Source organism: Janthinobacterium sp. BJB401 (assembly GCF_013372745.1).
In the GTDB taxonomy this organism is placed as follows: Bacteria; Pseudomonadota; Gammaproteobacteria; order Burkholderiales; family Burkholderiaceae_D; genus Janthinobacterium; species Janthinobacterium rivuli.
Window position 1 is genome coordinate 1 of the sequence record NZ_JABXFH010000007.1, and the last position, 25,900, is coordinate 25,900.

Sequence of the window (25,900 nt, forward strand, 5' to 3'; positions counted from 1 at the left end):
CTGTGGCCCATTGCCACACAGCAAGGCTATTCCTGCCTGCCGCTGGCGTCGGTTCAACTGCGCAAACTGCGCGATAAAGCGTATCCATTCGGCTGGCTGCATGATCGGCTCCTGCATGGCGGGTATGCAGAGTCAGACAGCCCAGCCAAGGAAAGATTCAGGCAGATCCCCTATTTATCGATGACAGAGCCAAAAAAATGCCGTCCAGTCTAGACTGAACGGCATTCGCCCGCAGGCGAGGATTGTCAGCGATGGCAGTCCGGGGACTGCCATGTGCAATCAGCGATTATTTAAACTTGTAGCGTGCGTTCAAGTAAATATAACGGCCGACGATATCGTTCATCGCATTGACGTAGGTATCGACATACGCACTGTTCGCGTACACGGTACCTTTATCGAACATATTGTTGACGCCGAAACTCACATCCAGGTCTTTGACGGGCTTGAAGTTGACATTCATGTCCCATGCCGTGAACGCGCCAATACGCTTGTTGGTAATGGCGGCGTCCTGCAGTTTCGTCGGATCGTCAATATTTTTCGTGCTGGAGCGGGTACGGGCGGTCAGGGCCACTTCCTTGTCGTTGCGCTCGAAGCCGATACGCAGCGTGTTCGACCATTTTGGATGGTTAATGCCGTCCAGGCGATCGGTCGGCTCGCTGCCCGGCGCGATGCTTTGCTCGTACTTCAAATTGTAGCTATTGGACTCGCGCAGTTTCACGGTGCCGTATTCACCCACTTTGAATGAGTACTTCACATCCAGATCCAGGCCTGCGACATTCGTCTTGCCAACGTTTTGGAAAGGCAGTGTCATGTCCTTGATACGGCCCTTGTTCAAACCGGGATTTGCCGCTTCCAGCGCGGGATTGCGCGGATCGCGGCCGATCAGTGCGGCGAAGCCTGGGATCGTATCTTCATGATCGAGCACGTATTGCGCATCCAGGGTCTGGATCGTGTCCTTTTGACGTACGCTATACCAATCCAGCGATGCCGACAGGTCCTTGATCGGCTGCAGGACGATACCCAGGGAGAAGTTCTTCGCTTTTTCCGCCTTCAGATCAGGATTGCCGGACAGGTAAACCTTGGGGCTGTAGGAGCATTGCACGCCCGTGTAACCCAAGGGCCCGCAACGCGCCCAGTCGGCCACGGTGGAGTAGGCAGTGGTGGTCGAGGCGATCTCCGGCAAGGTCGGCGCCTTGAACGAGGTCGTGGCCGAACCGCGCAACATCACTTGCTGGTTCGGACGCCATGCGAGCGCCACTTTCGGGTTGTAGGAATTGCCGAAATCGCTGTAATGGTCGCCGCGCAGCGCCAATTGCATTTCCACTTGCTTGGCGATCGGTACGTTCAACTCGCCGTAGATGGAATACACCGTGCGGCTGGCCTTGCTGCTGGTTGCGCCAAAGTTGACGATGTTGCCCGCTGTCATCTGTGGATCGGCGACGTCGTCGATCGACTCGTGGCTGCCTTGCAGGCCCCAGGCGAAGCCAACGGGTTCGCCGGCCAGCGAGAACAATTCAGGCGTGCTCATCTTCCATTCGGCACTGCTCAGCTTGGAGGTAGAGCGGTGCGAAGTTGTTGTCAAGAAAGGCAAGTAGGCGCTTTCCGGATTGTTCAGTATAAAGGGATCGTAGCCACCCGCTTTGCCCAGCAAGCCCGCTTGCAAGGCCGCCGTCGACTTGTCCAGCAGCGATTGCTTGTCTGCATCGTCGCTCAGTTTGTTCTGGTTCAGGCTGATTGCGCCTTCGCTATCCCATTTGCCCAGCGTACCGCGCCAGCCGCCGACCACGCGTGTAGTTTTGCTCGTTACCTTCGAGGTCCGCTTGCCTGCCTCGTAGACGCTGCGGAAAACCTGTACCAGATCGCCAGGCATGAAGCCGTTTACGCTGCCATCGCTGCCGTCCGGCAGCGTCGCCAGACCGGGGTTGGTCGAGCCAGCCGTCCTGTAGTTGGCGCTGCTGAAGTTGGGGGAGCCATCGATAAAGGTAGACGAGTTCTGGGTGTAGGCGGCTTCCAGGAACAACTCGTCGCTGCTGTTGAGGCGCTGCGTGAAAATGGTGGAAATACCGGCGCGTTCCTGCCTCGGCGTCAGGTTCGAAGCCGGATTGGTGAAGCAGACATTGTCGCCGGTGCTGGAGACGCCCACCGTGCCCTGGCAACCAGGGATCACATAGCCCTTGTCGCCACTGCTCTGGTTGCGGATCCAGCCCATGTACTCGTTGGTCTTGCGGTTGTCGGAGCCGCCGAACTTGCGGAAATCGTGCGCCGCCAGGTTCGAATGCTTGTTCGAAACGAGCGGATTGCGGCGATACAAGTCCAGCGTCAACAGCAAGTTGCGCCCATCTTGCTCCAGATCGCCCCAGCCTGACGTCAGGCTGACGTTGCCGGTCTGGCCGTCGCCCTTCTGGTTGGCGCCGATGTTGGCGGTACCTTCTACGCCCTGGTAGTTGGTGCGGGTCTTGAAGTTGATTACGCCAGCGACGGCGTCGGAGCCATAAATGGCCGAAGCGCCATCACGCAGGATTTCCACCGACTCGATGGCCGACAAAGGCAGGCTGTTCAAGTCAACGAAGGAATTCTCCGCGCCGATCGCGAAGCCGTAGTTGGCCAGGCGGCGGCCATTCAACAAAATCAGCGTGTACTTGGAGTCCAGACCACGCAAGGCGGCCGAGGAGGCGCCGGAGGCGAAGGTGGAACTACTGTTGCCGTCGAGTGCGACGGAAATCGACGGCAGTTTGCTTAACAATTCGATCACGGTGGAGGCGCCGGACTTGGCGATGTCGGCACGCTTGACGACCTCGATTGGCGTAGGGCCTTCCATATCGACGCGCGAAATATTGGAACCGGTGACGACGACGCGCTGGATTTTATCGTTGGCGACGTCGGTTTGCTGCGCTTGCGCCTGACTGGCGATGAAAATGCTTCCGGCCATGACGCTCAGTGCGATTTTCACCGCATGAACGCTCTTTTTTTCTTGAAAAATCATATTCTCCGAGCCCTAGTAAATAGTTGATTGCTTTTAATAAACAACAAAATTCAAGTCTGCGGTATCAGTTAACGACACGCTGCTGAAATTATTGTTGCTTCGTTTTTGCCAACAGGCTCATGGATTGACTGTCGATGGTCTTCTCCATAAGGCGAAGTTAACTATACAACTACGGGCTGAATACGGTTTGTGTAATGTTGCCAATAAACAACGGAAAAATATGTATTTGAGCAATATTTATCTGTATTAATGGATTCCTCGTTTGACTTTCCCGGGCACCAGGCGCACCGGCGCATCCCAGGGATGAAAAATCAGGGCGGCGCCTTTCTCTTGACGCGTACTTTTGCCACGAACGTGGCGCAGCTGGATATTGCCTGAAAGGAAAGATTCTATCGCTGAACGTACTGTCCTCGGCCAAGCCGAAGGCAGGCATCGGCTCGTGCAGGCACCGGTCTCCAGAGAGTGCTGCGCCCGTCCCGGCGGGGGCGGCATGCATGTGCCGGGACAGGCTGGCCGCCTGGTTTCAGCCTGATTTCTGCTTGAATTGCTGCCTGAATTGTCGCCAGACTCAAGCCGCGTTCAAGGCCTGTTCCAGGTCTTCGCGCAAGTCGTCGATATGCTCGATGCCGACGGACAGGCGCAGCATGTCTTCGGACACGCCCGCCTTGGCCAGTTCCTCGGGATTGAGCTGGCGGTGCGTGGTGGACGCGGGATGCGTGGCCAGCGACTTGGCGTCGCCGATGTTGACGAGGCGCGTAAACAGCTGCAAGGCGTCGAGCACGCGGGCGCCTGCCGCGCGCGGATCCTCGCCGGCGGCCAGCTTCAGGCCGAAGGACAGGATGCCCGAGGCGCGGCCACCCATGTATTTTTTCACCAGCGCGTGGTCCGGGTGGTCTTCCAGGCCCGCGTAATTGACCCACGCGACTTTCGGATGCTGTTTCAGATGCTTTGCCAGGGCCAGGGTGTTGTCGCAGATGCGGTCCATGCGCAGGGCCAGCGTCTCGATGCCCTGGATCAGCTGGAAGGCGGAGAGGGGCGAAATCGCCGCGCCCATGTTACGCAGCGGGACGACGCGCGCGCGGCCGATGAAGGCGGCGGGGCCGAACGCTTCCGTGTAGACGACGCCGTGATACGACACGTCCGGTTCGTTCAGGCGCTTGAAGCGCTCCTTGTGATCAAACCAGGGGAATTTGCCGCTGTCGACGATGGCGCCGCCCACGGTGGTGCCGTGGCCGCCCAGGTATTTGGTCAGCGAGTGGACGACGATGTCGGCGCCATGCTCGATGGGGCGGAACAGATAGGGGCTGGGCACCGTGTTATCGACGATCAGCGGGATGCCGTGCGCGTGCGCGATTTCTGCCAGCTTGGCCACGTCCGTCACGTTGCCCAGCGGGTTGCCGATCGATTCGCAGAAGATGGCCTTGGTGCGCGCATCGATCAGGGCTGCGAAGGTTTCCGGCTGGCGCGCGTCGGCGAAGCGCACTTCGATGCCGATCTGCGGCAGGGTGTGTGCAAACAGGTTGTAGGTGCCGCCATATAGCTGGCTGGCGGAGATGAAATTGTCACCCGCTTCGGCAATCGTCTGGATCGCATAGGTGATGGCCGCCATGCCCGAGGCCACGGCCAGCGCGGCCACGCCGCCTTCCAGCGCCGCGACGCGCTTTTCCAGCACGTCCTGCGTGGGGTTCATGATGCGCGTATAAATATTGCCTGCCACCTTGAGGTCGAACAGGTCGGCGCCATGCTGGGCATTGTCGAAGGCGTAGGCCACCGTCTGGTAAATGGGGACGGCGGCGGCCTTGGTGGTCGGGTCGGGGGTGTAGCCGGCGTGCACGGCCAGGGTTTCGATTCTCATGTGGTCTCCGGTTTCAATAGTCTGTGTGGTGAAATCCGCAGCCATTGTGCCATGCGCCCCTTAGCTCGATGCTACGCTTGATAGAATATTAAGTCATAAGCTAGTGCGGTCTTGATATAAGTCATGCAGCTCTGCCAGCCCGATGAAGCGTTCATGCGTGCCGTTCTGCGCGCAGGCAAACGCGCCGCCGATGGCGCCACGGCGCATGGCCGCGTCGATGCCCGCGCCATCGAGCCAGGCGTGCAAAAACGCCGCCACGAAGGAATCGCCGGCACCGTTCGTGTCCACCACGGGCAGCGTCAAGCCTGCCGTCGGATAGTGGCGCACGGACGCGCCGTCCCGTTCCAGTAGGTAGGCGCCGTGCGCGCCCGCCATGGCGATGACGGCTTGCGCGCGGCCTTCCGAAATAATCGTACGCATGACGTCGTCCCGACGCTCGCCCAGAGCGGCCGTACTGAGAAACACCAGGTCGGCGCGCAGTGCGAATTTTTTGTGGTGCGGGTTGACGCCATCCCAGTCGTGCAGATCGGTCGATACCGTCGTGCCGCACACCAGCGCATCGTCAAACAGTTCGGCCACCCAGCCCATGATGGAAAAATGCGCGTGGCGCGCCGGTCCCAGGTAGGGCAGATAAAAAGCGGCCGGCATGCGCACGTCTTCCGGGTGACGGCCGTCGTACAACGACAGCCGGCGCCCTTGCGGGTCGACCAGGTTGACGCTGCGCCGCGTGCCCGAGGGTTCGACGATGTGCGAGAAATCGAGCTTGGCATCTTTATAGCGCTGCAGGATGGCTGCGCCTTGCGCGTCGTCGCCGATGAAGTCGATGAACTTGCAGCGCAAGCCCAGCGCATGGCAACCGAGCGCCACGCCATTGCCCGTGTGCGCCACGTAGTCGCGGATGGGCGGCACGTGGACGGAGTCGGCGACGGGCAGTTGCAGGTCGGGCACGCGCACGATGGTATCGATGCCGGCGCCGCCGACTACTAAAATGTCATAGCTGCTCATGGTGCTGCCTTTTCTAACAGGACGGTGCCGGCCGCGTGTACCGCGACGGCGCCGTCCTTGACTATGTAGGTTTGGTTTGTATAGGCGTCGCGCAGGCTGGCGCCATCGGCAAACACGCCGTGAACTTTCAATGTGATGCTGCCTTGCGCCTCGGGCACGGCGATGATGGCGTCACCATCGATCACGCGGGCGAACGCATACGGCTTGTCGTTGATGAACCGGTGTTCGCCGCGCGCCAGGGCAGGGTGGCGCAGCCGGAACTGGCCCAGCTTGCGCGCATGCGCCAGGGTGGCCGCATCGAGCGTGTTCCAGTTCATGTCGGAGCGGGTCGCCTGCTGTTCGTCGCCGATGGGCGCCGCGCCAGGCTGGCGCGCGCTTTCATCGCCGTAGAACAGCTGCACGCCGCCCGGCGCCAGCAGCAGGGCGGACAAGCCATGCTTCAATCGGTCGCGCGGGAACAGGCTGGTGTCGTGCGAGGAGATATACGACAGGATGTCGTAGCGGGGGCTCTTATTCAGCAAGCCCGCGTACTGGCGGTACACGCCGTCGATGCTTTTCCAGTCGCCGCTCGCGCGATGTTGGAAATCGAAATTGATCATCGAGTCGAAGCCCGCGTCATGCCAGCTGCTGCGCTCGGGGCCATGGCCCCATGCTTCGCCCGTCATCCAGAATGGTGCGTCGTCGATTTTCTGCTGCGGGTGGCGCGCCTTCCAGTCGGCCAGGGCATCGGTGGCCGCCGCGCGCAGGGCCAGCCAGCTGTTTGGTTCCACGTGCTTGACGGTGTCGGCCCTGAAACCGTCGACGCCGAATTCGCGCACCCAGTCGGCCAGCCAGTGGACCAGGTAACCGTGCACGGCGGTGTCGGGCAGGGCCACGGCGCGCGTGTCGGCTTTGTGTTGCAGGATAGGCGGCAAGCCCACGGCCTTGCCGCTTTCCGTGCGGAAGTCAGGCAGGTAGGCCAGCTGCATCGTGAAATCGTCCTTGCCGCCGTCCGGGTAGCCTGGCAAGCCCGCGCGCACCCAGTCCGGGCCCCACCACTGCGCGAATGCGAAGTTGTTGTAGTCGATCAAGCTGTGATAATCGCGCAGGTTGGCCTTTTCATGGCCGGGCCACAGCACGGGCACCTTGTACTCGGCCAGGGTGCGCAGGTCCGCGTAGCCGGGATGGTTCAGCACCACGTCGAACAGCACGCGGATGCCTTGCGCATGGGCCGTATTGATCATTTCGCGCAGTTCCTCGCGCGTGCCCATGTTGGCGTCCATGGTCGTGTAGTCGAGCGCCCAGTAGCCGTGGTAGGCGTAATGCTGGAATTGCTGCTTGCCGCCTACCACCCAGCCGTGGATCTGCTCATACGGCGCCGTGATCCACAGGGCGTTGACGCCCAGTTCCTTGAAGTAGCCGGCTTTGAGCTGCTGCGTGATGCCGGCGATGTCGCCGCCGTGGAAGCTGCCGACGTCGCCGCCTTGCGGGTCGGCGGCGCGGCCATAACTGTGGTCGTTGCCGGGATTGCCGTTGGCGAAACGGTCCGTCACGGCGAAGTAGACAATCGGATTCTCGGCAAAGCTCCCTGCCTGCGCCGAAGCGCACAACAGCAGGGCGGCCAGCGTAGTCAGGGTGCGCCGCATGGTCAGCCTTTCACGCCGCCAGCCGTCAGGCCGGAGATCATCCATTTTTGCGCCAGCAGGAACACGGCCGTGATGGGCAGGCCGGACAAGATGGCGGCCGCGGCGAAGTCGCCCCACAGGTATTTTTGCTCGTACAGGAACAGCTTGGAGCCGACGGCCAGGGTCAGGTTGTTCTGCTCATGCAGCAGCACGGAGGCGATCGGGTATTCGATGATGGCGCCGATGAACGACAGCAGGAACACCACCATCAGAATGGGCACCGTCATCGGCAGCAGCACGTAGACGAAGGCCTGCCATTGCGTGGCGCCGTCGACCTTGGCCGCTTCCTCGATTTCGATGGGGATGGTTTGATAATAGCCCTTGATGGTCCAGATATGCAGGGCGATGCCGCCCGTGTAGGCCAGCACCAGGCTGCCGTGGTGGTCGATGCCCAGCCATGGCACGTAGCTGCCCAGCACGTCGAAGATGGCGTAGATGGCTACCAGGGCCAGCACGGCGGGGAACATCTGCAGCAGCATCAGCGCGGACAGGGTCTGCGATTTGAAGCGGAACTGCATGCGCGCGAACGCATACGCGCAAGTGGTCGACAGCAGCACGGTGACGGTGGCGCTCATGCTGGCCACCTTGATGGAATTCCACAGCCATAGCAGCACAGGGAAATCCGGTTCGACCAGGGCGCCGTTGGGCGCCTGGTAGGACATGCCCAGCGCCAATCGCCAGTGCTCGAAGCTGATCTCGGGCGGGATCAAACTGCCCGAGGCGAAGTTGCCGGGCCGCAGCGAGATCGACAAGATCATCAGGAAGGGGAACATCACCAGCGCGATCAGCGCGATCACGGCGACGTGGGCCGCCAGGATGCGCCAGCGGTTGGAACGGTCGACAACGATAGCCATATGCTGTCCTTTATGCTTTGTTCATGCGCGTCAGGCGCATGTTGACCAGCGAAATCGCGGCCACGAGGAAGAAGATCAGGGTCGAGATGGCGGCGGCCAGGCCAAAGTTCTGGCCGGAATCCTCGAACGCGATGCGGTAGGTATAGGAGACGAGCAAGTCCGTCGTGCCGGCCGGCAAGGTTGTGTCGAGGAAATCGGGACGCCCGCCCGTCAGCAAGCTGATCAGTACGAAATTGTTGAAGTTGAAACCCAGGCTGGCCACCATCAGCGGCGTCAGCGGCTTGATGATCAACGGCAGGGTGATCTTGAAGAAATTCGTCAGCGGTCCCGCACCGGCCAGGGCCGAGGCTTCGTACAGGTCCGACGGGATCGCCTTGATCAAGCCCATGCACACCACCATCATGTAGGGGTAGCCGAGCCAGGTGTTGACGATCAGGATCATGGCCTTGGCCAGGGTGGTGTCCGAGAACCAGGCGGGCTTGATGCCGAACAAGGCGTCGAGCACGAGGTTGATTTCGCCAAAGTTGTTATTGAACAAGCCCTTGAAGACCAGGATGGAAATGAAGCCCGGCACGGCGTATGGCAGGAACAGCAGGGTGCGGTACAGGCCGCGGAAGCGCAGCGCATCCCAGTTCAAGAGCACGGCCAGCACCATGCCCAGGCCCGTCGTGGTGGCCACGCTGATCAGGGCGAAAACGATGGTCCACACGAAAATACGCAGGAAGGGACCGCGGAACGCTTCGTCGGAGAAAATCTTGACGAAGTTGGCGAAACCGACATTGACCTTGAAGCCCGGTTCCAGCTTGGTGCCATCCGGCATTTCATAAAAGCCTGTCTTGAAGTTCGGTGTCACGAGTTCGCCCGTGGCGATTTTCTTCAGGGTCTTGTCGGGCAGTTGCTTGTAGACATGCGCGACGGGGCCGAATTCGCGCAAGCCCACCATGCGCAACTCGATCCTGTTCGGCAGGATCAGGGTGAGCAGTTTCAAATCCTTTTGCAGGGCGATGATGTCCTTGATGGGCAGCGGCGGGGCCAGCACGGGCGCTTGCACGGGATCGATCGGCGCCACTTCCACGTTCAGGGGCACGGCGCGCTTGAGGGCCAGCGGCTGCGTCAAGAGCACTTCGCCCGTGTCCGGGCTTTCCAGGCGCAAGCGGTATTCCTTGTTGTCGGCATGCACGGTCATGGCATAGCCGGCGCTTTCCACCCGCTGCGTCTCGTCCAGCAAATATTGCGTGGCCCGTTCATAGGTGAGCAGGTTGCGCGAACTGAAATTGGTAAAGCCGATCGACACCGTGTACACCATCGGCAGCAGCACGAAGACGATCACCGCCGTGATGCCGGGAAACAGATAACGGTAGGCATAGGCGCGCGGCGACGTGAAGACGAACGTCGTCAGGGTCAGCAAGCCGAGGAAGACGGCGGCCAGCATGGTCTGGCCGGAAATGTACAACATGAAGAGCAGATACAGACCCAGCGCCATGCTGATGGTCAATACCGTAGGGCCGATAAACTTGCGCACGATGGATACCTGTGAAGATGGATGCTGGATGAAGGCGTTGTGGTGTAGGTCGGATTAGGCCCGAAGGGCCGTAATCCGACAACATTGTTGGCTGCACATGTCGGATTACGCGCAAGCGCTAATCCGACCTACGCGAATTGACGTGATGCAGCGCGATACTGATTAATTCGCCGTCGTAATCCGCTTCGCCGCCGCATCCAGGCCATCCTTGGTCGTCTGGCGGCCTTGTGTGATGTTTTCCAGCGCCGATTGCATCGATGACCAGAAGCGGCCCATTTCCGGGTTGTTCGGCATTGGACGGCCCGCTTGCGCGCTTTCCATCGTTGCCTGGATGTTCGGATTGGCTTTCAATTCCGCGAACAGTACTTTATTAGCTGGCGTGCCCAACGGGACGTCGGCGTTGATGGTTTTCAAGCCATTGAGCTGCAGCATCTGGTTTTCCAGGAATTCCGTCGCCAGGTCCTTGTTCGGGCTGGCCTTGGAAATCATCGCGCCCAGCACGCCCACGAATGGCGTGGCCGTCTTGCCTGCCACGGTAGGGATCGTTGCCACGCCGAAATTGATCTTCGACTTGCGCGCATTGTCCCACGACCATGGGCCGTTGATCATCATGGCGATCTTGCCCTGGTTGAAGCCGGCTTCCATTTCCGCGTAGCCGGCGCCTTTCGGCATGGCGCCGCTGTTGATCAGGGTCATCAGCGCATTCACGCCCGCCTGCGAGCCGGCATTGTTCACGCCCGTCTTGGCCGCATCGTAGCGGCCGTCGGACTTGACTTCAAACGGGAAGCCGCCGCCCGCGCCCAGCAATGGCCACGTGAAATAGGTGTTCGTGTAATCCCACAGGATGGCTTTCTTGCCTTGTGCTGACAATTTTTTGTCCAGCGCGGCGATTTCCTCGAAGGTTTTTGGCGGCGTCGGCACCAGGTCCTTGTTGTAGACGAGGGCGACGGCTTCGATGGAGATCGGGTAGCCCCAGGTCTTGCCGCTCACCGTAAAGGCGTTCCAGGCCAGCGGCAGGATGGCGGCGCGCGCTTCCTTGCTTGGCGTCAATGGTTGCAGCAAGCCGGCGTCGATCCAGGTGCCGATGCGGTCATGCGGCCAGATCCAGATGTCCGGACCCTTGCCGGCGGCGGCCGCCTGCTGGAATTTGTTTGGCGCATCTTCCGGATGCTCGACGACGACCTTGATGCCCGTCTTCTTGGTGAATTCTTCGCCGACCTTGGCCAGGCCCTTGTAGCCTTTGTCGCCATTGATCCAGATCAGCAGGGTGCCTGCTTCGGCCGCGTGCGCCATGCTGACGGCGGCCAGGTTGCCGATGCCGGCCAGGGCGGCGGCGATCAGGGTGGTTTTGATGAAGCTGCGTTTCGGGTGCGTGAAGGACATGTCAATCTCCAGTGTCTTTTTTTATGCTAAGTTTATGTTGAGTATCAAGGCTGAAACGATGCAACCAGGCCAGGCGGCGCCTGTAGCGCCTGGCCCTTAAAGCCGGGTGTCAGGTACGGGTCTGGCCATGCTCGTCGAACACGTGGACGCGGGCCGGCGCCACTTGCAGCGCCACGGACTGGCCAATGGCCCAGTCCGTTTCCGCATCGGCGCGCACCACCAGCGGCTCGTCGCCGCCCGCTACCTGCACATACAGATAGCTGATGTCGCCCAGTTTTTCCACCGCCTGCACGGTGGCCGTGAGAGCGGCTGTGGCGCCGGGCGCGCACGCTTGCACGTGCTCGGGACGCGCGCCGACGGTGACGGGGGTACCGCTGGCCAATGGCTGCGTCAACACGGCCTGCAGCATGCCGCCCGCGTTGGTGGCGATGGTGGCCACGCCGTCGGCATAGCTGTGGATCTTGCCTTTGAGGAAGTTCATGCGCGGCGAACCGAGGAAGCCTGCCACGAACAGGTTGGCCGGGTGGTGGTACAGCTCCAGCGGTGCGCCCACTTGCTCGATGCGGCCCGCGTTGAGCACGACGATGCGGTCGGCCAGGGTCATCGCTTCGACCTGGTCATGCGTGACGTAAATCATGGTCGAGCGCAATTCGCGGTGCAAATTCGCCAGTTCGATGCGCATCTGCACGCGCAGCGAGGCGTCCAGGTTGGACAGCGGTTCGTCGAACAGGAAAACGTCGGGTTTGCGCACGATGGCGCGGCCGATGGCCACGCGCTGGCGCTGGCCGCCCGACAAGTCTTTTGGTTTGCGTTCCAGCAAAGGTTCGATGCGCAGGATTTGCGCGGCGCGCTGCACGGCGTCGGCGATCTGCACCTTGTTCATGCCGGCCAGTTTCAGGCCGAAGGCCATGTTCTGCGCCACGCTCATGTGCGGGTACAGGGCGTAGCTCTGGAACACCATGGCGATGCCCCGTTTGGCGGGCGGCACGTCGTTCATGCGTGTCTTGCCGATATATAAGTCGCCGCCGCTGATTTCTTCCAGGCCGCAGATGCTGCGCAGCAAGGTGGATTTGCCGCAACCCGACGGGCCCACGAAGACCATGAATTCGCCGTCCGCGATCTCCAGGTCGATGCCGTGCAGGGTTTGCACGTCGCCATATGCCTTTTTCAGCCCTGCTAATTTCAGTCCTGCCATGTCGTCCTCATCATCTCAATTTGGCCCCGCTGATGCGCGGGGCTCGTTATTGTAATTGGCGGCATGGCCGCCAAAGCCTGCGATTTACGCCAGGGTGCCGAACCAGCCGCCATGCGGGGGCAGGCTGAGCTGTTGGCCATCTTTGCTACCTGGCAAGCCGTGACCGGCCAGGTCGGCCGCCGGCGCCGCGTCTGGCCAGGCGAAGGTGACGGCTTGCGTGCCCAGGTTGAAGGCAGCCAGGACGGACGGTTGGCCGGGCAGGTCGCGGCGCAGGGCCAGCACGGGTTCGGGCGCATGGAAGAAACTGATGTCGCCGCGCAGCAATTGCGGCAGGGTGCGGCGCCAGGCGAGGATGTTCTGCGCAAAGCGCAGCGCCGAGGCACTGTCGTGTTCTTCCACGTCAACGGCGCGCGCCAGGTGTTCCGGCGGCACGGGCAGCCAGGGTTTTGCCGAACTGAAGCCGCCGTGCGGCGCGTCAGATACCCATGGCATTGGCGTGCGGCAGCCGTCGCGGCCCTTGAACTGGGGCCAGAACGGGATGCCGTACGGGTCTTGCAGCGCTTCGAAAGGAATGTCCGCTTCCGTCAGGGCCAGCTCGTCGCCCTGGTACAGGCACGGCGTGCCTTTCAGCGCGGCCTGCACGGCCAGCACCACCTTGGCCAGCGACGGCGACGGGTTTTCGCCGCCCCAGCGCGTCATGACGCGTACGCTGTCGTGGTTGCCTACGGACCAGGAAGCCCAGCCGTCGGCCACTTGCGCCTCGAACTCTTCCACTTGGGTGCGGATGTGCGCGGCGGAAAACTCCGCCGTCAGCAAGTTGAAACTGTAGGCCATGTGCAGCTTGTCGGCGCCCGTGTAGGCCGCCATGGTGGCCAGCGCATTGTCGTCGCCCACTTCGCCGATGGAAATGGCTTGATACTCGTCAAGTACAGCGCGCACGCGTTGCAGGTAGGCGATGTTTTCCGGCTGCGTCTTGTCGTACACGTGCGCCTGCATGCCATACGGGTTGATGGCCGATACGCTGCTGGCATCGCGCTGCGCGGCTGGCGGATTGTCGCGCAGCAATTGATCGTGATACGGGAAGTTGCAGGAATCGAAGCGGAAACCGTCGACGCCGCGTTCCAGCCAGAAACGCAGATTGTCCAGCTGCGCTTGCTGCACGGCCGGATTGTGGAAGTTCAGGTCGGGCTGGCTGACGAGGAAATCATGCAGGTAGTACTGGCCGCGGCGCGGCTCCCATTGCCACGCCGAACCGCCGAACACGGACAGCCAGTTGTTCGGCGCCGTGCCGTCCGGTTTCTGGTCGGCCCACACATACCAGTCGGCCTTGGGATTGTCGCGGCTGGAGCGGCTTTCCACGAACCATGGGTGGACGTCGGACGAGTGCGACAGCACCTGGTCGATCATTACTTTCAAGCCCAGTTCATGGGCGCGCGCCACCAGGCGGTCGAAGTCGGCCAAAGTACCAAACATGGGATCGACGTCGCAGAAATCGGCCACGTCATAGCCGAAGTCTTTCATCGGCGACGTGAAGAAGGGCGAGATCCACACGATGTCCGCGCCCAAGGCGGCGATGTAATCGAGCTTGGAAGTAATGCCGGGCAAGTCGCCGATGCCGTCGCCATTGCTGTCGAGGAAGCTGCGTGGATACACTTGGTAGATGACGGCGCTGCGCCACCAGTCGGCGGGCAGGTGGGCGAGATTGTTCTGGATGGTCGGCATGAATGATTTCTTAAAAGTTGCCTGTAGCCGTGGCTATCAGGGCGGCGCTGCTGGTTGGTAGGCGAACGTCTTATTTTAAAATTCAAAGCGCTTTGGGTATGAAATGAGTATAGTTCAAAGCGCTTTGAAAAGTAAAGCGATACACGCGCCAGACATACGATTTTTTTATGAGGGTGATTCAGGACAACAATGCGTCCGCGCCGGCCAGGCGGCCGGCGGCGTAGGGACAGCGAAAAACGCTTACTGCGGCACGGGGCCTGCCGACTCGCCCGGCAACAGTTCGCACGGCCACAGTTCCTGCAGGTCTGTGACGGGCGTGCCGTCCATCAGGGCCAGCAGCATGTGGATCATCTTCGCGCCGGCGCCGCGCGGGTCGGGCTGGACGACGGTGGTGACGTTGTGGCCGGCCAGGGAATCTTCCATCACGCCCCAGACGATCAGCGACATCTCGCTGCCGATGACGATGCCCGCGTCGAGCAGGGCGCGCACGGCGCCCACGCCCGACATGTGATTGTCGACGATGACGGCCGTGGGGCGAGGCGAGCGGGCCAGCAGGCGCTGCATGGCCTGGTAGCCGGCGCGGCGGTCGTGCGCGTTGTCGACCAGGTTGTCCGGGTCGACGGGCAGTCCGCCCGCCTGCATGGCGTGCTGGAAACTGTCGACGCGCTGGCGCACGAAGTTCAGGTCCGGCGTGGCGCTGATCAGGCCAATGCGCTGGTGGCCCAGCTGCGCCAGGCGCTCGACGGCCAGACGCATGCCGGCCTCGTTGTCGTAGTCGAACCACGCGTGCGGCTGGTTCAGCTGCGTGCGGCCATGCGCGACAAACGGCATGCCCTGCTGCGCCAGGTAGGCGATGCGCTCGTCGAACGGCTTTGTACGGCCGACGATCAGGCCGTCGATGCGGCGGCCCTTGACCATGCGTTCATACGTGTGGAATTCATTGGTGGCGGAAGCGGGCGCGATCATCATGTCCATCTGCTGCGCTTCCAGCGCTTCCGACATGCCGCCGACGATCTCGATGAACATGGGGTCGGCCAGGTCGTTCGGCATCAGCGGGTAGATGATGCCGACGATATTCGTGCGCCCGACGGCCAGACTGCGCGCCATGGGATTGGGACGGTAGCCAGCCGCCTGCGCGGCGGCCAGCACCCGCTCGCGCGTGCGTTCGCTTACTTCAGGATAGCCATTCAAGGCGCGGCTGACGGTGGTTTCGGATATTCCTAGCGTTTTGGCGAGATTTTTGAGGTTCATGGATGCTGCAGTCGGGGTGGGTCGGGAGCGGTGCGGTGCCGTGCAATGCAGGGTAGTTTATCTGATAAATGCCGGAATGATCAGAGGTATGGCAAGCGGCGGCGGCGCCCAAAAAAATACGCGGGCAAACCCAGGGGCGCCCGCGCTAAAAGAGGATACTGCTGAATCACTACATTGAAGCTGCCGGCCATCGCGTGCAGCGGCGAAATGGTGGGTCCGGTTACTACCTGCCCCGAAATGCGGGCGGTGCTGCTGCCAGTGGCTGGCGCCTTGCGGCGTCAGCCAGTGTTGGATGCCTCTGATGAATAAAGAGCGTCTGATAAAACGTTCAGGGCAAGACCGTGCAACGCCGCCATGGACGTTTTTCAGATGCTCTTACCACCACGACTCGACCTGGAAACCGACCGAGCTGCCATTCGTCTTGCCACCAAACACGCCCGTCGACGACAGCGCCGATTCCGCGGCGGCGGCCGACTGGGCTGCCTTGTTCCATTTGGCGTAGGTGTAGAAGGCGCGCAGCACGGGACGCGACCAGAAGCTGTTGCCGGCCGACAGTTGCGGCGCGAAGGTCAGCTTGGTCAGGTTGCGGCTTTCGCCGCCTTCCGGCTTGACGATGTCGTGGCCCAGTTCCACGGCCAGGCTGTAGTTGTCCGTGAAGTGGTAGACGGGGCGCGCGCCGATCGACGTCCACTTGCTGCTCACGCCTGCCGTTTCCTTGTCTTCATAGACGAAGGTGCCCATGCCCGACCAGGCGCCTTTGGGCTGGATCATGATCTGTTCCGTCAGACGCACGACCTTGTCATCCTTGCCGGCGCCCAGGCTGAAGCCGCCCGTGTTGGCGGCGCTGCCTTTGCCGTACTGCAATGCCACCTTGTTGAAGCCGCCCAGCAGATTGCCTTGTGTATGCATGATGGTCAGCAAGTGGCCGCTGGCGATGGGGGCCGCGCCTTGCGCGTTGCGTTTCTGATTGAATTGCAAGCCCACGGTCAGTTCGCCATCCGGGTTGACCTTGATGCCGGAGAAGCGCAAGTCGTGGGACAGGCCCATGCGATTGCTGTCGCCGTCATCGGCCGTGCGCACGATGGCGTAGGCCAGTTTGGCGGCGCCCAGGTCGATGTTTTCCAGGCCGGCGCCAGGGCCGCTGTTATTCCAGAAGTAGTAATCGGTGATGTGCACGTCCTGGCGGTCGTAGTAGCGCTTGCCGACCCAGGCGCGCGCTTCGGCGAAGGCGCCCGTGCCGATCTTGTCGGCGACGACGTTCATTTCGCGCCACGATGGGTCCGATTGTTCCCAGTCCTGGTTCTGGTTGACGGAGAAGGCCACCAGGGTATTGATGCGGAAAGTGGTGCCGTTGGCCGCCTTGAAGGCTTCGCCGCCGAATTTCAGCTCGCCGTAGGTTTCGCACTCATTGCCCAGACGATACTTGGACGAGGCGCCGGCCAGGCCGAAACACGCTTCCTTGCCGCCTTCGCTGCTGGTGCCGAAGCCCGAGCGGATGTAGCCGCCGAAATCGATCGGCAGGGCGGCCTGGGCGGCCGAAGCGCTCAAGGCCAACGCCACGGCGGCAGGCAAAGTTTTCAAGAAATGTTTGTTCATTGCGTCTCCAGTGTTTTTATAGGTGTGGGATCGGTGCGCATAACTTCGCACAACCAAAGCGCTTTAGTTATGTTTCAAAGCGCTTTGAGTATAGTTCAAAGCGCTTTGATCAGTAAACTAGTTTTATTCCTTGAAACTTTTGAGGTGTTGCGGAGAAACATCAGGGAAGGGAGGGCGGCACGTGAGCCGCCCGGTCTTGCAGAGGTCAATCTAGCGGGTCAGTTTGTCGTCTTGCTGGCGGACGCGGTGGCAATATGTTCGGTAGCACCGGCCGGATGACGCAGGAATGTCAGGATCAGCAGTGCCGACGCCGTCGTGATGCTGGCCAGCACATACAGCAAATGGCGGAAGGCGGCACCATACGCTTGCGCCAGTTCGCCGGCGCCGGCCTGCGGCAACAGGGTAGCTGCATGGCGTAGCTCGCCCAGCGCCAGGAAGGGGCCGGCGTGCGCCGCCTGTTCCGCGCCGATGCCGATGCCGGTACCGCCCAGCGCCGCGACGGTGAACGTGCCCAGCAGCGCGCTGACGATGGCCAGCGCCAGGCCTTCGCCCGCCACGCGCGTCGTATTGAAGATGCCGGCCGCCATGCCTGCCCGCTCGACGGGCACGACGCTGATGGCCAGGCCATCCATCAAACCCCAGGGCAGGCTGATGCCGCAGCCGATCAGCAGTAGCGGCCCCAGCAAAGTGTAGGGCGACTGGCCCGGCGCGCACGTCGACAGCCACAGCAAGCCGCCCGCCGCCAGCAGCAGACCGGTGGCGCAAATGTGCGCGGCGGCGATGCGTTGCGCCGCCATGCCGGCCAGTACCGGCAGCACCAGCATGGGCGCGGACAGGGCGATCATCATGCGTCCCGCCTCCAGCGCACTGTAGCCTTCGATGCCGATGAAGCGGGCCGGCAGCAGCACCAGCAGCACGACGAAGGAAAACGCGGGCGCGGCGGCCAGCAGCTGCACGCCGGCAAAGGCGGGCAGGCGGAACAGGGTCAAGTCCAGCATGGGCCGCGCCGCGCGCCGCTCCACGCGGATGAACGCAGCGAGCAGCAAAGCCGCGCCACCGAGCAGTCCCAGGCTGGCGGCGCTGCCCCAGCCACTGTCGGGCGCCTGCAGCAAGCCATAGGTAAACAGGGACAGCGCACCGGTAAACGTCAGGGCGCCGGGCCAGTCGACGCCTTGCGCCTGCGGGTCGCGCGTTTCGCGCATGGCGTGCGCGGCGGCCAGCAGGGCGGCCAGGCCGGCTGCGGCCGTGGCGATAAAAATGGCGCGCCAGCCCGTGTGCGTGATCAAGGTGCCAGCCAGGAAGGGGCCGAAGGCCAGGCCCACGCCGAAGGCCGTGCCGATCAGGCTGAAGGCGCGCGCGCGGGCAGGGCCGTCGAATTCCTGTGCCAGGGCCGCCAGTCCGCTCGACAGGGCCATGGCGCAACCGAGGCCCTGGACGGCGCGCAGCACGTCGAGCCACACAATGCCGGGCGCGGCCGACAGCGCCAGCGCGGCGGCGGAAAACACGCCCATGCCCAGCAAGAACACGCGCTTGCGGCCATAGCGGTCGGCCAGCGCGCCGGCCACCATCAGGCAGCCGCCAAAGCTGAGCATGAAGGCATTCGTGATCCACGCCAGCGCCAGCGGCGTGCCGTGCAGGTCGGCGGCGATGGCGGGAATGGCGATGGCCGGTCCCGTAAAACTGAGCGGCATGCATAGCGCGGCCAGGCTGACGGCGGCCAGCACCAGCGTGCGTCGTGCTGCCGCTGGTTCCGGGGCTTGCGCGGGAAGATTCGTATCCATGGGGATGATTCCAGAAAGAGGGAATCTGATGATAATATGGACGCAATCCATGAAAAAGTGGCTGAAAATCCACTCATAACGGACAAATATTCCTTAATCAAGATGGCGAGACGGCATGGATAATCTGAACGGCATTGCTGCCTTCGTGCGCGCGGCGGAAACTTCCAGTTATGTGGCGGCCGGCCGGCTGCTCGGCGTGTCGGCTTCGGCCGTGGGCAAGAGCGTGGCGCGGCTGGAAGAAAAGCTGGGCGTGCGCCTGCTCAACCGCAGCACGCGGCGCATCAGCCTGAGCAACGAGGGCGCGCTGTTTTACGAGCGCTGCCAGCGCATCCTGGCCGACCTCGGTGATGCCGAGGCGGAACTATCGCACCTGGCCGAGGCGCCGCGCGGCAAGCTCAAGGTCAGCCTGCCCGTGATCGGCTACCGCATCATCCTGCCCCTGCTGGCGGACTTTACACGGCGGTATCCGGAGATCGAGCTCGACCTCGATTTCAATGACCGCCTGGTCGACGTGGTGGCCGAAGGCGTCGACGTGGCCGTGCGCAGCGGTACGCTCACCGATTCGCGGCTGATGGCGCGCGAACTAGGACCGTTTGCCTTTGCCATCGTCGGCTCGCCCGCGTATTTCGCCCGCCATGGCGTGCCGGCCACGCCACGCGCGCTGGAAGGGCACGCTTGCGTGCGCTATAAATTCCCCACCACCGGGAAACTGCAGGAATGGGCGTTGCAGCGCGCCGGGGGCGACAATGGCGGCGAGTTGCGCTTGCCGACCGCCTTGACCTGCAACAATATCGAAGCCTTGATCGGCGCCGCCACGCAGGGCGTGGGCCTTGCTTATTTACCTGACTTTATCGTGCGCGACGCCATCGGACGGGGTGAGCTGCAAGCCGTGCTGGCCGAGTACTTGCTGTACTCGAGCAAGTTCTGGGTGCTGTGGCCGTCAAGCCGCCACCTGTCGCCCAAGATTCGTGTTTTTGTTGACCATTTGTGTACCCACCTGCATTTCTCCTCGCCACCTTCCATCCCTGCATCATCCCTCTGATGCCCCTGGCCGCCGCGCTGGCGGCTGCTTGGGGAATATTCCTACCCCAACGCGATTATTCCTAGCAGCGCCGAATTTATATTTGCTGCGCCGCATCAAGCCATGCCGCACGGCATCAACTTATGCCCTTTCTGAATACCGGTCATTCGTTATGGAAATTGCCATAAGGAATTTATTTATGTTAATTTCATATCTGTTTCCGCAACATTGCATCGGCTCGCCGCTTGCGGGGACATGAGCAGGATTAGGCGCCATAAGCGTGTAGTAACCAACAATTAGGGGTAATCACCCCATTCCGTTCAGGGAGTGTGCATGAAGACAGTCACGACGACGCCGCCGGATCCGGCGCCAGCCGCGCCAGCGAAACCGGCCCGCAAAACGGGTCTGCTGCTGGGTGGCGGCGCACCAAATTCCACCTTGATCGCCGGCGCCCTGGCCGCGTTCCTCGACGAAGGCATCGAGTTCGACGTCATTTCCGCCTCGGGCGCCGGTGTGTTGATGGGTTTGCTTTACACGACGCCGCACGAAGCCACGCCGCGCCAGGCCTTGCAAAGCTGGGCCGACACGGGCGTGGCCGACAGCATCTACAAGATGATTCCGATCAACTACAAGGTGTTCCAGAAGCCGGGCATGCATGCGAGCACGTTCCGCGACGCCTTCCAGCCGCCGGCCAACAATCCTTTTTTTCAGGCGTTCCAGCAAACGTTTGCGGGCGTGCCAACAGCCTGGTCGGACTGGGGAAAATTGATGGTGTCATCGCTGTCGCCATCGGACCTGTCGGCGAAAAGCCTGGGCCTGTGCGCGCACTTGCCCTTCCTGGAAAAAGCCGTGGATTTTTCGGGCGTGGCACGCATGCGCCCCGATTTCTACATCAATGCCTACAACCTCAGCGAGCACCGCATGCAAATCTGGGGCAAGCACGAGATCGAGCCGATCCACGTGCGCGCCGCCCTGTCGTTTCCCTTCCTGTATGCACCGACGACCATCGCGGGCGACGATTACATCGAAGGCGCGGCGCTCGATACGCTCAATTTCGAGCCGTTTATCGAAGGCAAGGGCGAGCACCATGACGCCGACACCCTGGTCATCCTCGACATCCTCGGCGACGAGCGCTTGCTGCGCAAGCCGCGCAACCTGTACGACGCCTGGGTGCGCTCCATCATCACGCCGCTGGTGAAAATTTCCAAAAGCGAGCTGCGCCTGTTCGAACTCGAGCACAACACGGATGCGCGCACGGGCCAGCCCAAGCGACGTTTGCTGAAGCTCGACCTGATGGGCGGCATCCCGGAGCAGCACTGGCCCGACACCCTGGACTGGTCGAACTCGAACATGCAGCTGCTGTTCGACGTGGGCCACAAGGCGGGCCTGGCGTTTTGCCGCCAGCATGGTGACTTGCTGCGCCGCCTGCCCGACGCCGCACCGCTGGCGGCCTAGCCGCCTGCAAGCGATCCCGGCCACCTGATCGGCAGCTCTTATCCCGCCTGGCCTTGCCAGGCCACACTTTTTACTGTGACACACCATGAATATCACCAAGCAATTAATTCTGACCCTCACCATCGCTTTGCTGGCCCTGCTATTGCTGGGCGCCGGTGGCGCCATCCAGCTGCAGCGCGCCCAGGAGCGTTTTGACACCGTGCAAAACCGCATCATTCCCAGTATCCAGGGCTTGAATGCGGCCAAGGGTTTCCTGGCCGATTCGCGTCTGGCCGGCTACCGCCTGTCCGTGTTCTCTAACCTGTCTGACAAGACGGCGCTGGACAAGGCCGTGGCCGACGCCAACACGAATTTCGACAAGGTCATCGCCACCTACCGCGCCGAGCGCCTGTACGACGCGACGGACAGCAAGATGCTCGACGCCGACCAGGCTGCCATGGAAGCCTACCGCCGCGCGCTGGCGCCATTCTTTGCCGCCGCCTACGCGGGCGATATGGATGGCGTGCGCGCCACCTTGCTGGCCGGCACGCCGCTGGCCATCACGGCCGCCGCCGCCAAGAAAAGCATGGATGACCATATCGCCTACAACAACAAGCTGGTCGATGACGTGAAGGCCGAGAGCCTGGCCGCCTACGACACGGCGTTCAACACCATGCTGGCCGTGCTGGGCGTGGCCGTGCTGCTGACGGGTGCGCTGGCCTGGCACATCTACCGCACCATCAGCGGCGGACTGGGCAATATCGAACACACGCTGGAAAGGGTCAGCGCCTCGCTGGACCTGTCCGCCGCCATGCCCGTCGAGCGCATGGATGAAGTGGGCCGCACGGCCACGGCCTTCAACAAATTCCTCGAACGCATCGTCGGCGTGATCGCCACCGTGCGCGCCTCGGCCGATACGTTCAGCGTGGCGGCCGCGCAGATTTCCGCCGGCAACGCGGACTTGTCCGTGCGCACCGAGCAGCAGGCGTCTTCCCTGGAAGAAACGGCATCGAGCCTGGAAGAGCTGACCTCGGCCGTGCGCCAGAACACGGACAATGCGCGCCAGGCGAACGCGCTGGCCGTGTCGGCCTCGGACGTGGCCCGCAAGGGTGGCGCCGTGGTGGCGCAAGTGGTGGGCACGATGGGTTCCATCAACGAATCGGCGAAGAAGATCGCCGACATTATCGGCGTGATCGACGGCATTGCCTTCCAAACCAACATTTTGGCGCTGAACGCGGCCGTCGAAGCGGCCCGAGCGGGCGAGCAGGGCCGTGGCTTCGCCGTGGTGGCCACCGAGGTGCGCAACCTGGCGCAGCGCTCGGCGGCGGCCGCCAAGGAAATCAAGGGATTGATCGAGGACTCCGTCGATAAAGTCAACACGGGCAGCGTGCTGGTCGACCAGGCTGGCGCGACGATGGAAGAAATCGTCGCCAGCATCTTGCGCGTGACGGACATCATGGGCGACATCGCCAACGCCAGCCATGAACAAAGCGCCGGCATCGAGCAAGTGAACCAGGCCATTTCGCAAATGGACCAGGTCACCCAGCAAAACGCAGCCCTGGTGGAAGAGGCGGCCGCAGCAGCCTCCTCGCTGCAAGACCGTGCCATCGAGCTGGTCGACGTGGTGGCCGTGTTCCGCCTGCGCGGCGATACCCAAGGGAAAGCGTTGAAAGTGGCGGGCGGCTTGCCGGCCCCGGCAACAGCCGCCGCCAGCCGGCGCCTGGCGCTGCCGGGCCGCAGCGCCCGCGCTTAAACCTTGTGACTGCCCCGGTACGCCGGGGTTTTTCTTTGGTGCTGGCGTCGTCGGATGGGGGCGTTGAGTTTTGCAGCTATGGCGAGTGGCAGTAAAGTTGTTCGGGCTGGCAGGGCGGAGGGAGGGGCACCGCCCGGCTTCTCGCCAGTCATGGTGTCTGCTTCATTGTCGGGCGCTATGTCCGCTTTCGCCCCAAAGCGACCATTCGCACCATCGTGACAATGTGTGAATTTTCTTTGTGAAAAATATGCTACCGTTGATCGAATTACGTTGAAAAGTGAGCACAAACTGTAATTTTTGAACTACAAAGGAGAGCATTCATGGCACTTAAACCAGGACCAAAGCCGATAGCAAAATCAACAGGGGAACCGGATCAGCGCCGCCGTGATAACAAAACCACACCAGGGAATACACCGTCCCTCAAACCTAGCAAATCTAGCAATCCACCAAAAAGTAAATGATAGGGGGCGTTAATTTACACTGCTAACCCGGCATTAGGCGCGTCGATAACAACGGCGGCTTCACCACCGTGCGGGCGTTCATGGCCTCGGATGTTGCCTAAAAGATCGTCATGCTGCCAGCGCCAAACAAACGCGATGCGCTGAACTATGAGTGCCCGAGTAAGCTGCGGCGCGTACCTGACCGTCCGCTCCTGGCCTGTTGCCGTCGTTGGCAGGTTACGCCCTGAAGAAGACATATGAGCGATGCGTTTAAAACGAGAAAGTCTTTGCCGGAACGTATCAGGAACCAGGTCGGCCTTATTTGAAAGTCTTTTTTGCGTGTTCTGGCAAAATGAAAACACCCAGCAATAGGTGGTCAACTACATCGAATGCAAGACCAAGTTCTTGAAGTGAGTGAGGCTTCACCTCGTGAGCTGCGTCATTTCCAAGAGTACGAAGCTTATGTAGAATGTCGGCGCCATCCTGTGTCAGTACGCCAAGTCCGACAAGCGAATTGATCTTCGAGTATAAATCGCCTCCAGTCGCATTCTTGTCTTTGCAGACAGTCTCGATGATTGCACGCGTTCCTATTCCACAGAGCACTGGCTGGGTATCGTTCAAAGATTGGAGCGTTTCTTCATAGATCCGTTGAATCTTATCAGGTAGCAGTCCTACATCAGCAAGTGGTTGACGTCCCTCGCGAGGGTTAGGATATACATTTACGATCGGTTGATATTCATATTCGTCCTCGCCAACTTGCACAAAGTCGTGCTCTGAACCCGCAACTTTTCGAAACGAGAACGTTTCACAGCCAAGGCATCTTATGATTTGATGCTCAGTCGACCAATCTGTGGAATACCCCCCGCTAGAATATTCAGTACCGCTCAGAATCGCTTCATTGACGATTTCATGCTTCGTTTCACGATGGCAGTCACGACAAAAGCTAGTAATTTTTTGACCTTGATTTTTGTTTAGTACAAGTTTTTCTGCCATTTTCAACCTCATTTTTTTCATGCGCGATGAAGCGCACATTGTTAGCTCAACTCAGCTATAACATCTTCGTGTACTAGCCGACCTTCGCAATTTTATTCACTTTGTCAGGTTGTAGGCACAAAAGTCTATGAACTGTAAGAATCGGAAGTTGTGATTTCCCTATCTTTCACAAAGCTCTTCATTAACCGATTCACGTATTTTACTTCCTGCGCACTCGACAAACGCTAAGGTTAGACGTCCGCTCTTGGCCGAAAGCGGAACTCCCCGAGAGCATGTCTACCTCGGCCTCCTGTGCCAAACATTATTGTTTTGTGCCTGACTTCAATAGGCGCGCTCCAGTGAGGCAGCCGGATTAATCCACTGCATCGCTGAGCAGCGCATCCATCAGTGAAAAAACGTGACCGCATCCGGCGCAACATGCGCTGCCAAACAGGAAAGGTAAGCGAAACGCGATGTCATCCAGCAATGGCAAAGCGTCCGTTTGCGCTTGCAACCAGGCAAAGGCGGCAAGGTGGGGTGAATTGTCGGCAGGGCCGGCAATCACCAGCAGCGTTTTCGCTGCTGGCGTAAAGACGGGATCCTCGGCGGCGACCGACAGCCCTTGCGCTACCGGCCAGACATAGAGCTCTACGCCGCAGGCAGGACATGCCAGGCAGAACTCCTCGTTGGTAAAGCCGCTCAGCACTCGCGCCACGCCGGCAAATCCAGCGAATGAAGCGGCGGCCTTAAGCATGTAGATGCCAGTCACCGTGTCCTCGACCTGCCGCAGGTCGGAGCTTGCCATGGCGAGCGCGGCCGGGACTGCGGCATGAAAAGCCGCGACATAAGGGGATGCCCTCAATTCCTCGTCGAGGCCGGCGCTTTCATGAATCGACGCCGCCAGCGACAGCACGCCGGCGCGCAGGTCCGGCGATGTCACCGCCGCCGCCAGGGAAACCAAGTGCGGGAATGCGGCGACCGACGCCGGATAAATCGAGCCCTGGTGACAAATATGGCCATACAAATCGTCCAGGGCCTCGGCGTCTCCCCGCCGCAGGTCTTGCAGCATCGCGGGAATTTTTTCAGCGCCACCGTAACCATCCGTCAGACTTGCCCATGCGGCAGAACGCAGATCGAGTGGTGTCGTTTCAGTGTGTTTTTCCATTGCATTAACTTAAGCGATGGACGGCAGGCCGTCAAGCCTGACGCTACGTGGCCGTGTACTGCCCGGGACCGGTCCAGGCGATGATCCTGGACGGGCCGTTGATATGGCCTTGATCCCTGTAGTACGTTACCACCTCGGCCGCATTCCAGCCCCAGCCGGCGAAGAATACGGAGCGCAACGCGATCAGCCGAAGGATGAGCGATAGACGCTCCTCGTCTTTTTTCACCGGCAAAATGAAATAGCCGTCCTCTTCCACAAAACTCAATGCCGCGATGGCACCGCCGCGTACCGCTGCCGTCGCGTG

At 61.2% G+C, this 25,900-nt stretch carries 18 protein-coding genes and 1 pseudogene; 3 read left to right on the forward strand and 16 right to left on the reverse strand.

Annotated features, from left to right (window positions below):
• From HWE17_RS06770 to HWE17_RS06830, 13 genes and pseudogenes are all read right to left on the reverse strand, one after another.
• A pseudogene (locus HWE17_RS06770) lies at positions 1-102 on the reverse strand (IS1595 family transposase); the annotation flags it as partial.
• A gap of 184 nt (positions 103-286) precedes the next feature.
• Positions 287-2,983 (reverse strand): TonB-dependent receptor, encoded by a 2,697-nt coding sequence (locus HWE17_RS06775; RefSeq protein ID WP_176388247.1) that lies wholly within the window; start codon positions 2,981-2,983, stop codon positions 287-289.
• Positions 2,984-3,551: 568 nt separating this feature from the next.
• A complete protein-coding gene (locus tag HWE17_RS06780; RefSeq protein WP_035817551.1) occupies positions 3,552-4,838 on the reverse strand; it encodes an O-acetylhomoserine aminocarboxypropyltransferase/cysteine synthase family protein in 1,287 nt (428 codons plus the stop codon).
• Between the two features lie 93 nt (positions 4,839-4,931).
• On the reverse strand, positions 4,932-5,843 hold the full coding sequence (locus tag HWE17_RS06785; protein ID WP_176388248.1) for a carbohydrate kinase family protein: 912 nt from the start codon (positions 5,841-5,843) through the stop codon (positions 4,932-4,934).
• Positions 5,840-7,513 (reverse strand): alpha-amylase family glycosyl hydrolase, encoded by a 1,674-nt coding sequence (locus HWE17_RS06790; protein WP_255206144.1) that lies wholly within the window; start codon positions 7,511-7,513, stop codon positions 5,840-5,842. Before HWE17_RS06790 ends, HWE17_RS06785 begins: the two co-directional genes overlap by 4 nt.
• Positions 7,471-8,361, reverse strand: a complete 891-nt coding sequence (gene malG, locus HWE17_RS06795) for a maltose ABC transporter permease MalG (RefSeq protein WP_034757081.1) — start codon at positions 8,359-8,361, stop codon at positions 7,471-7,473. The genes HWE17_RS06790 and malG overlap by 43 nt, the downstream gene beginning before the upstream one ends.
• A gap of 10 nt (positions 8,362-8,371) precedes the next feature.
• Entirely contained in the window at positions 8,372-9,883 is a 1,512-nt protein-coding gene (gene malF, locus HWE17_RS06800; protein WP_176388249.1) for a maltose ABC transporter permease MalF, read from the reverse strand.
• A gap of 162 nt (positions 9,884-10,045) precedes the next feature.
• Positions 10,046-11,266, reverse strand: coding sequence for a maltose/maltodextrin ABC transporter substrate-binding protein MalE (gene malE, locus HWE17_RS06805; protein WP_051958308.1), 1,221 nt, complete (start codon positions 11,264-11,266; stop codon positions 10,046-10,048).
• A gap of 109 nt (positions 11,267-11,375) precedes the next feature.
• Positions 11,376-12,461: an ABC transporter ATP-binding protein gene (locus tag HWE17_RS06810; RefSeq protein WP_035817560.1), complete on the reverse strand. Its 1,086-nt coding sequence runs from the start codon at positions 12,459-12,461 to the stop codon at positions 11,376-11,378.
• Between the two features lie 84 nt (positions 12,462-12,545).
• Positions 12,546-14,183, reverse strand: coding sequence for an alpha-amylase family glycosyl hydrolase (locus tag HWE17_RS06815; protein ID WP_176388250.1), 1,638 nt, complete (start codon positions 14,181-14,183; stop codon positions 12,546-12,548).
• Positions 14,184-14,423: 240 nt separating this feature from the next.
• Positions 14,424-15,434, reverse strand: coding sequence for a substrate-binding domain-containing protein (locus HWE17_RS06820; protein WP_176388251.1), 1,011 nt, complete (start codon positions 15,432-15,434; stop codon positions 14,424-14,426).
• Positions 15,435-15,809: 375 nt separating this feature from the next.
• On the reverse strand, positions 15,810-17,030 hold the full coding sequence (locus tag HWE17_RS06825; RefSeq protein WP_176388252.1) for a carbohydrate porin: 1,221 nt from the start codon (positions 17,028-17,030) through the stop codon (positions 15,810-15,812).
• 218 nt (positions 17,031-17,248) lie between these two features.
• Entirely contained in the window at positions 17,249-18,811 is a 1,563-nt protein-coding gene (locus HWE17_RS06830; RefSeq protein ID WP_176388253.1) for an MFS transporter, read from the reverse strand.
• Between the two features lie 115 nt (positions 18,812-18,926).
• On the opposite strand from HWE17_RS06830, the gene HWE17_RS06835 reads away from it, so the two are divergent.
• The 3 genes from HWE17_RS06835 to HWE17_RS06845 all read left to right on the forward strand — a co-directional run bounded on the left by HWE17_RS06835 (position 18,927) and on the right by HWE17_RS06845 (position 23,019).
• Positions 18,927-19,853 (forward strand): LysR family transcriptional regulator, encoded by a 927-nt coding sequence (locus HWE17_RS06835; RefSeq protein WP_176388254.1) that lies wholly within the window; start codon positions 18,927-18,929, stop codon positions 19,851-19,853.
• A 312-nt stretch (positions 19,854-20,165) separates the two neighbouring features.
• Positions 20,166-21,287, forward strand: a complete 1,122-nt coding sequence (locus HWE17_RS06840) for a patatin-like phospholipase family protein (protein WP_255206145.1) — start codon at positions 20,166-20,168, stop codon at positions 21,285-21,287.
• 85 nt (positions 21,288-21,372) lie between these two features.
• Positions 21,373-23,019, forward strand: a complete 1,647-nt coding sequence (locus HWE17_RS06845; protein ID WP_176388255.1) for a methyl-accepting chemotaxis protein — start codon at positions 21,373-21,375, stop codon at positions 23,017-23,019.
• A 758-nt stretch (positions 23,020-23,777) separates the two neighbouring features.
• Here HWE17_RS06845 and HWE17_RS06850 read toward each other — a convergent pair.
• From HWE17_RS06850 to HWE17_RS06860, 3 genes are all read right to left on the reverse strand, one after another.
• Complete coding sequence (locus HWE17_RS06850; RefSeq protein WP_176388256.1) at positions 23,778-24,452, reverse strand: DUF4145 domain-containing protein; 675 nt, start codon at positions 24,450-24,452, stop codon at positions 23,778-23,780.
• A gap of 352 nt (positions 24,453-24,804) precedes the next feature.
• Positions 24,805-25,596, reverse strand: a complete 792-nt coding sequence (locus HWE17_RS06855) for a hypothetical protein (protein ID WP_176388257.1) — start codon at positions 25,594-25,596, stop codon at positions 24,805-24,807.
• 43 nt (positions 25,597-25,639) lie between these two features.
• Positions 25,640-25,852: a hypothetical protein gene (locus HWE17_RS06860; protein ID WP_176388258.1), complete on the reverse strand. Its 213-nt coding sequence runs from the start codon at positions 25,850-25,852 to the stop codon at positions 25,640-25,642.
• Positions 25,853-25,900 lie beyond the last annotated feature (48 nt).

Excerpts from the sequence above, each read along its gene's own strand:
- HWE17_RS06820 (WP_176388251.1), bottom strand. The coding sequence starts at position 15,434 with ATGAACCTCAAAAATCTCGCCAAAACGCTAGGAATATCCGAAACCACC.
- HWE17_RS06840 (WP_255206145.1), top strand. The coding sequence starts at position 20,166 with ATGAAGACAGTCACGACGACGCCGCCGGATCCGGCGCCAGCCGCGCCA.
- malG (WP_034757081.1), bottom strand. The coding sequence starts at position 8,361 with ATGGCTATCGTTGTCGACCGTTCCAACCGCTGGCGCATCCTGGCGGCC.
- HWE17_RS06790 (WP_255206144.1), bottom strand. The coding sequence starts at position 7,513 with ATGGATGATCTCCGGCCTGACGGCTGGCGGCGTGAAAGGCTGACCATG.
- HWE17_RS06835 (WP_176388254.1), top strand. The coding sequence starts at position 18,927 with ATGGATAATCTGAACGGCATTGCTGCCTTCGTGCGCGCGGCGGAAACT.
- HWE17_RS06825 (WP_176388252.1), bottom strand. The coding sequence starts at position 17,030 with ATGAACAAACATTTCTTGAAAACTTTGCCTGCCGCCGTGGCGTTGGCC.
- HWE17_RS06850 (WP_176388256.1), bottom strand. The coding sequence starts at position 24,452 with ATGGCAGAAAAACTTGTACTAAACAAAAATCAAGGTCAAAAAATTACT.
- HWE17_RS06780 (WP_035817551.1), bottom strand. The coding sequence starts at position 4,838 with ATGAGAATCGAAACCCTGGCCGTGCACGCCGGCTACACCCCCGACCCG.
- HWE17_RS06775 (WP_176388247.1), bottom strand. The coding sequence starts at position 2,983 with ATGATTTTTCAAGAAAAAAAGAGCGTTCATGCGGTGAAAATCGCACTG.
- HWE17_RS06785 (WP_176388248.1), bottom strand. The coding sequence starts at position 5,843 with ATGAGCAGCTATGACATTTTAGTAGTCGGCGGCGCCGGCATCGATACC.
- HWE17_RS06855 (WP_176388257.1), bottom strand. The coding sequence starts at position 25,596 with ATGGAAAAACACACTGAAACGACACCACTCGATCTGCGTTCTGCCGCA.
- malE (WP_051958308.1), bottom strand. The coding sequence starts at position 11,266 with ATGTCCTTCACGCACCCGAAACGCAGCTTCATCAAAACCACCCTGATC.
- HWE17_RS06810 (WP_035817560.1), bottom strand. The coding sequence starts at position 12,461 with ATGGCAGGACTGAAATTAGCAGGGCTGAAAAAGGCATATGGCGACGTG.
- HWE17_RS06845 (WP_176388255.1), top strand. The coding sequence starts at position 21,373 with ATGAATATCACCAAGCAATTAATTCTGACCCTCACCATCGCTTTGCTG.
- HWE17_RS06830 (WP_176388253.1), bottom strand. The coding sequence starts at position 18,811 with ATGGATACGAATCTTCCCGCGCAAGCCCCGGAACCAGCGGCAGCACGA.
- HWE17_RS06815 (WP_176388250.1), bottom strand. The coding sequence starts at position 14,183 with ATGCCGACCATCCAGAACAATCTCGCCCACCTGCCCGCCGACTGGTGG.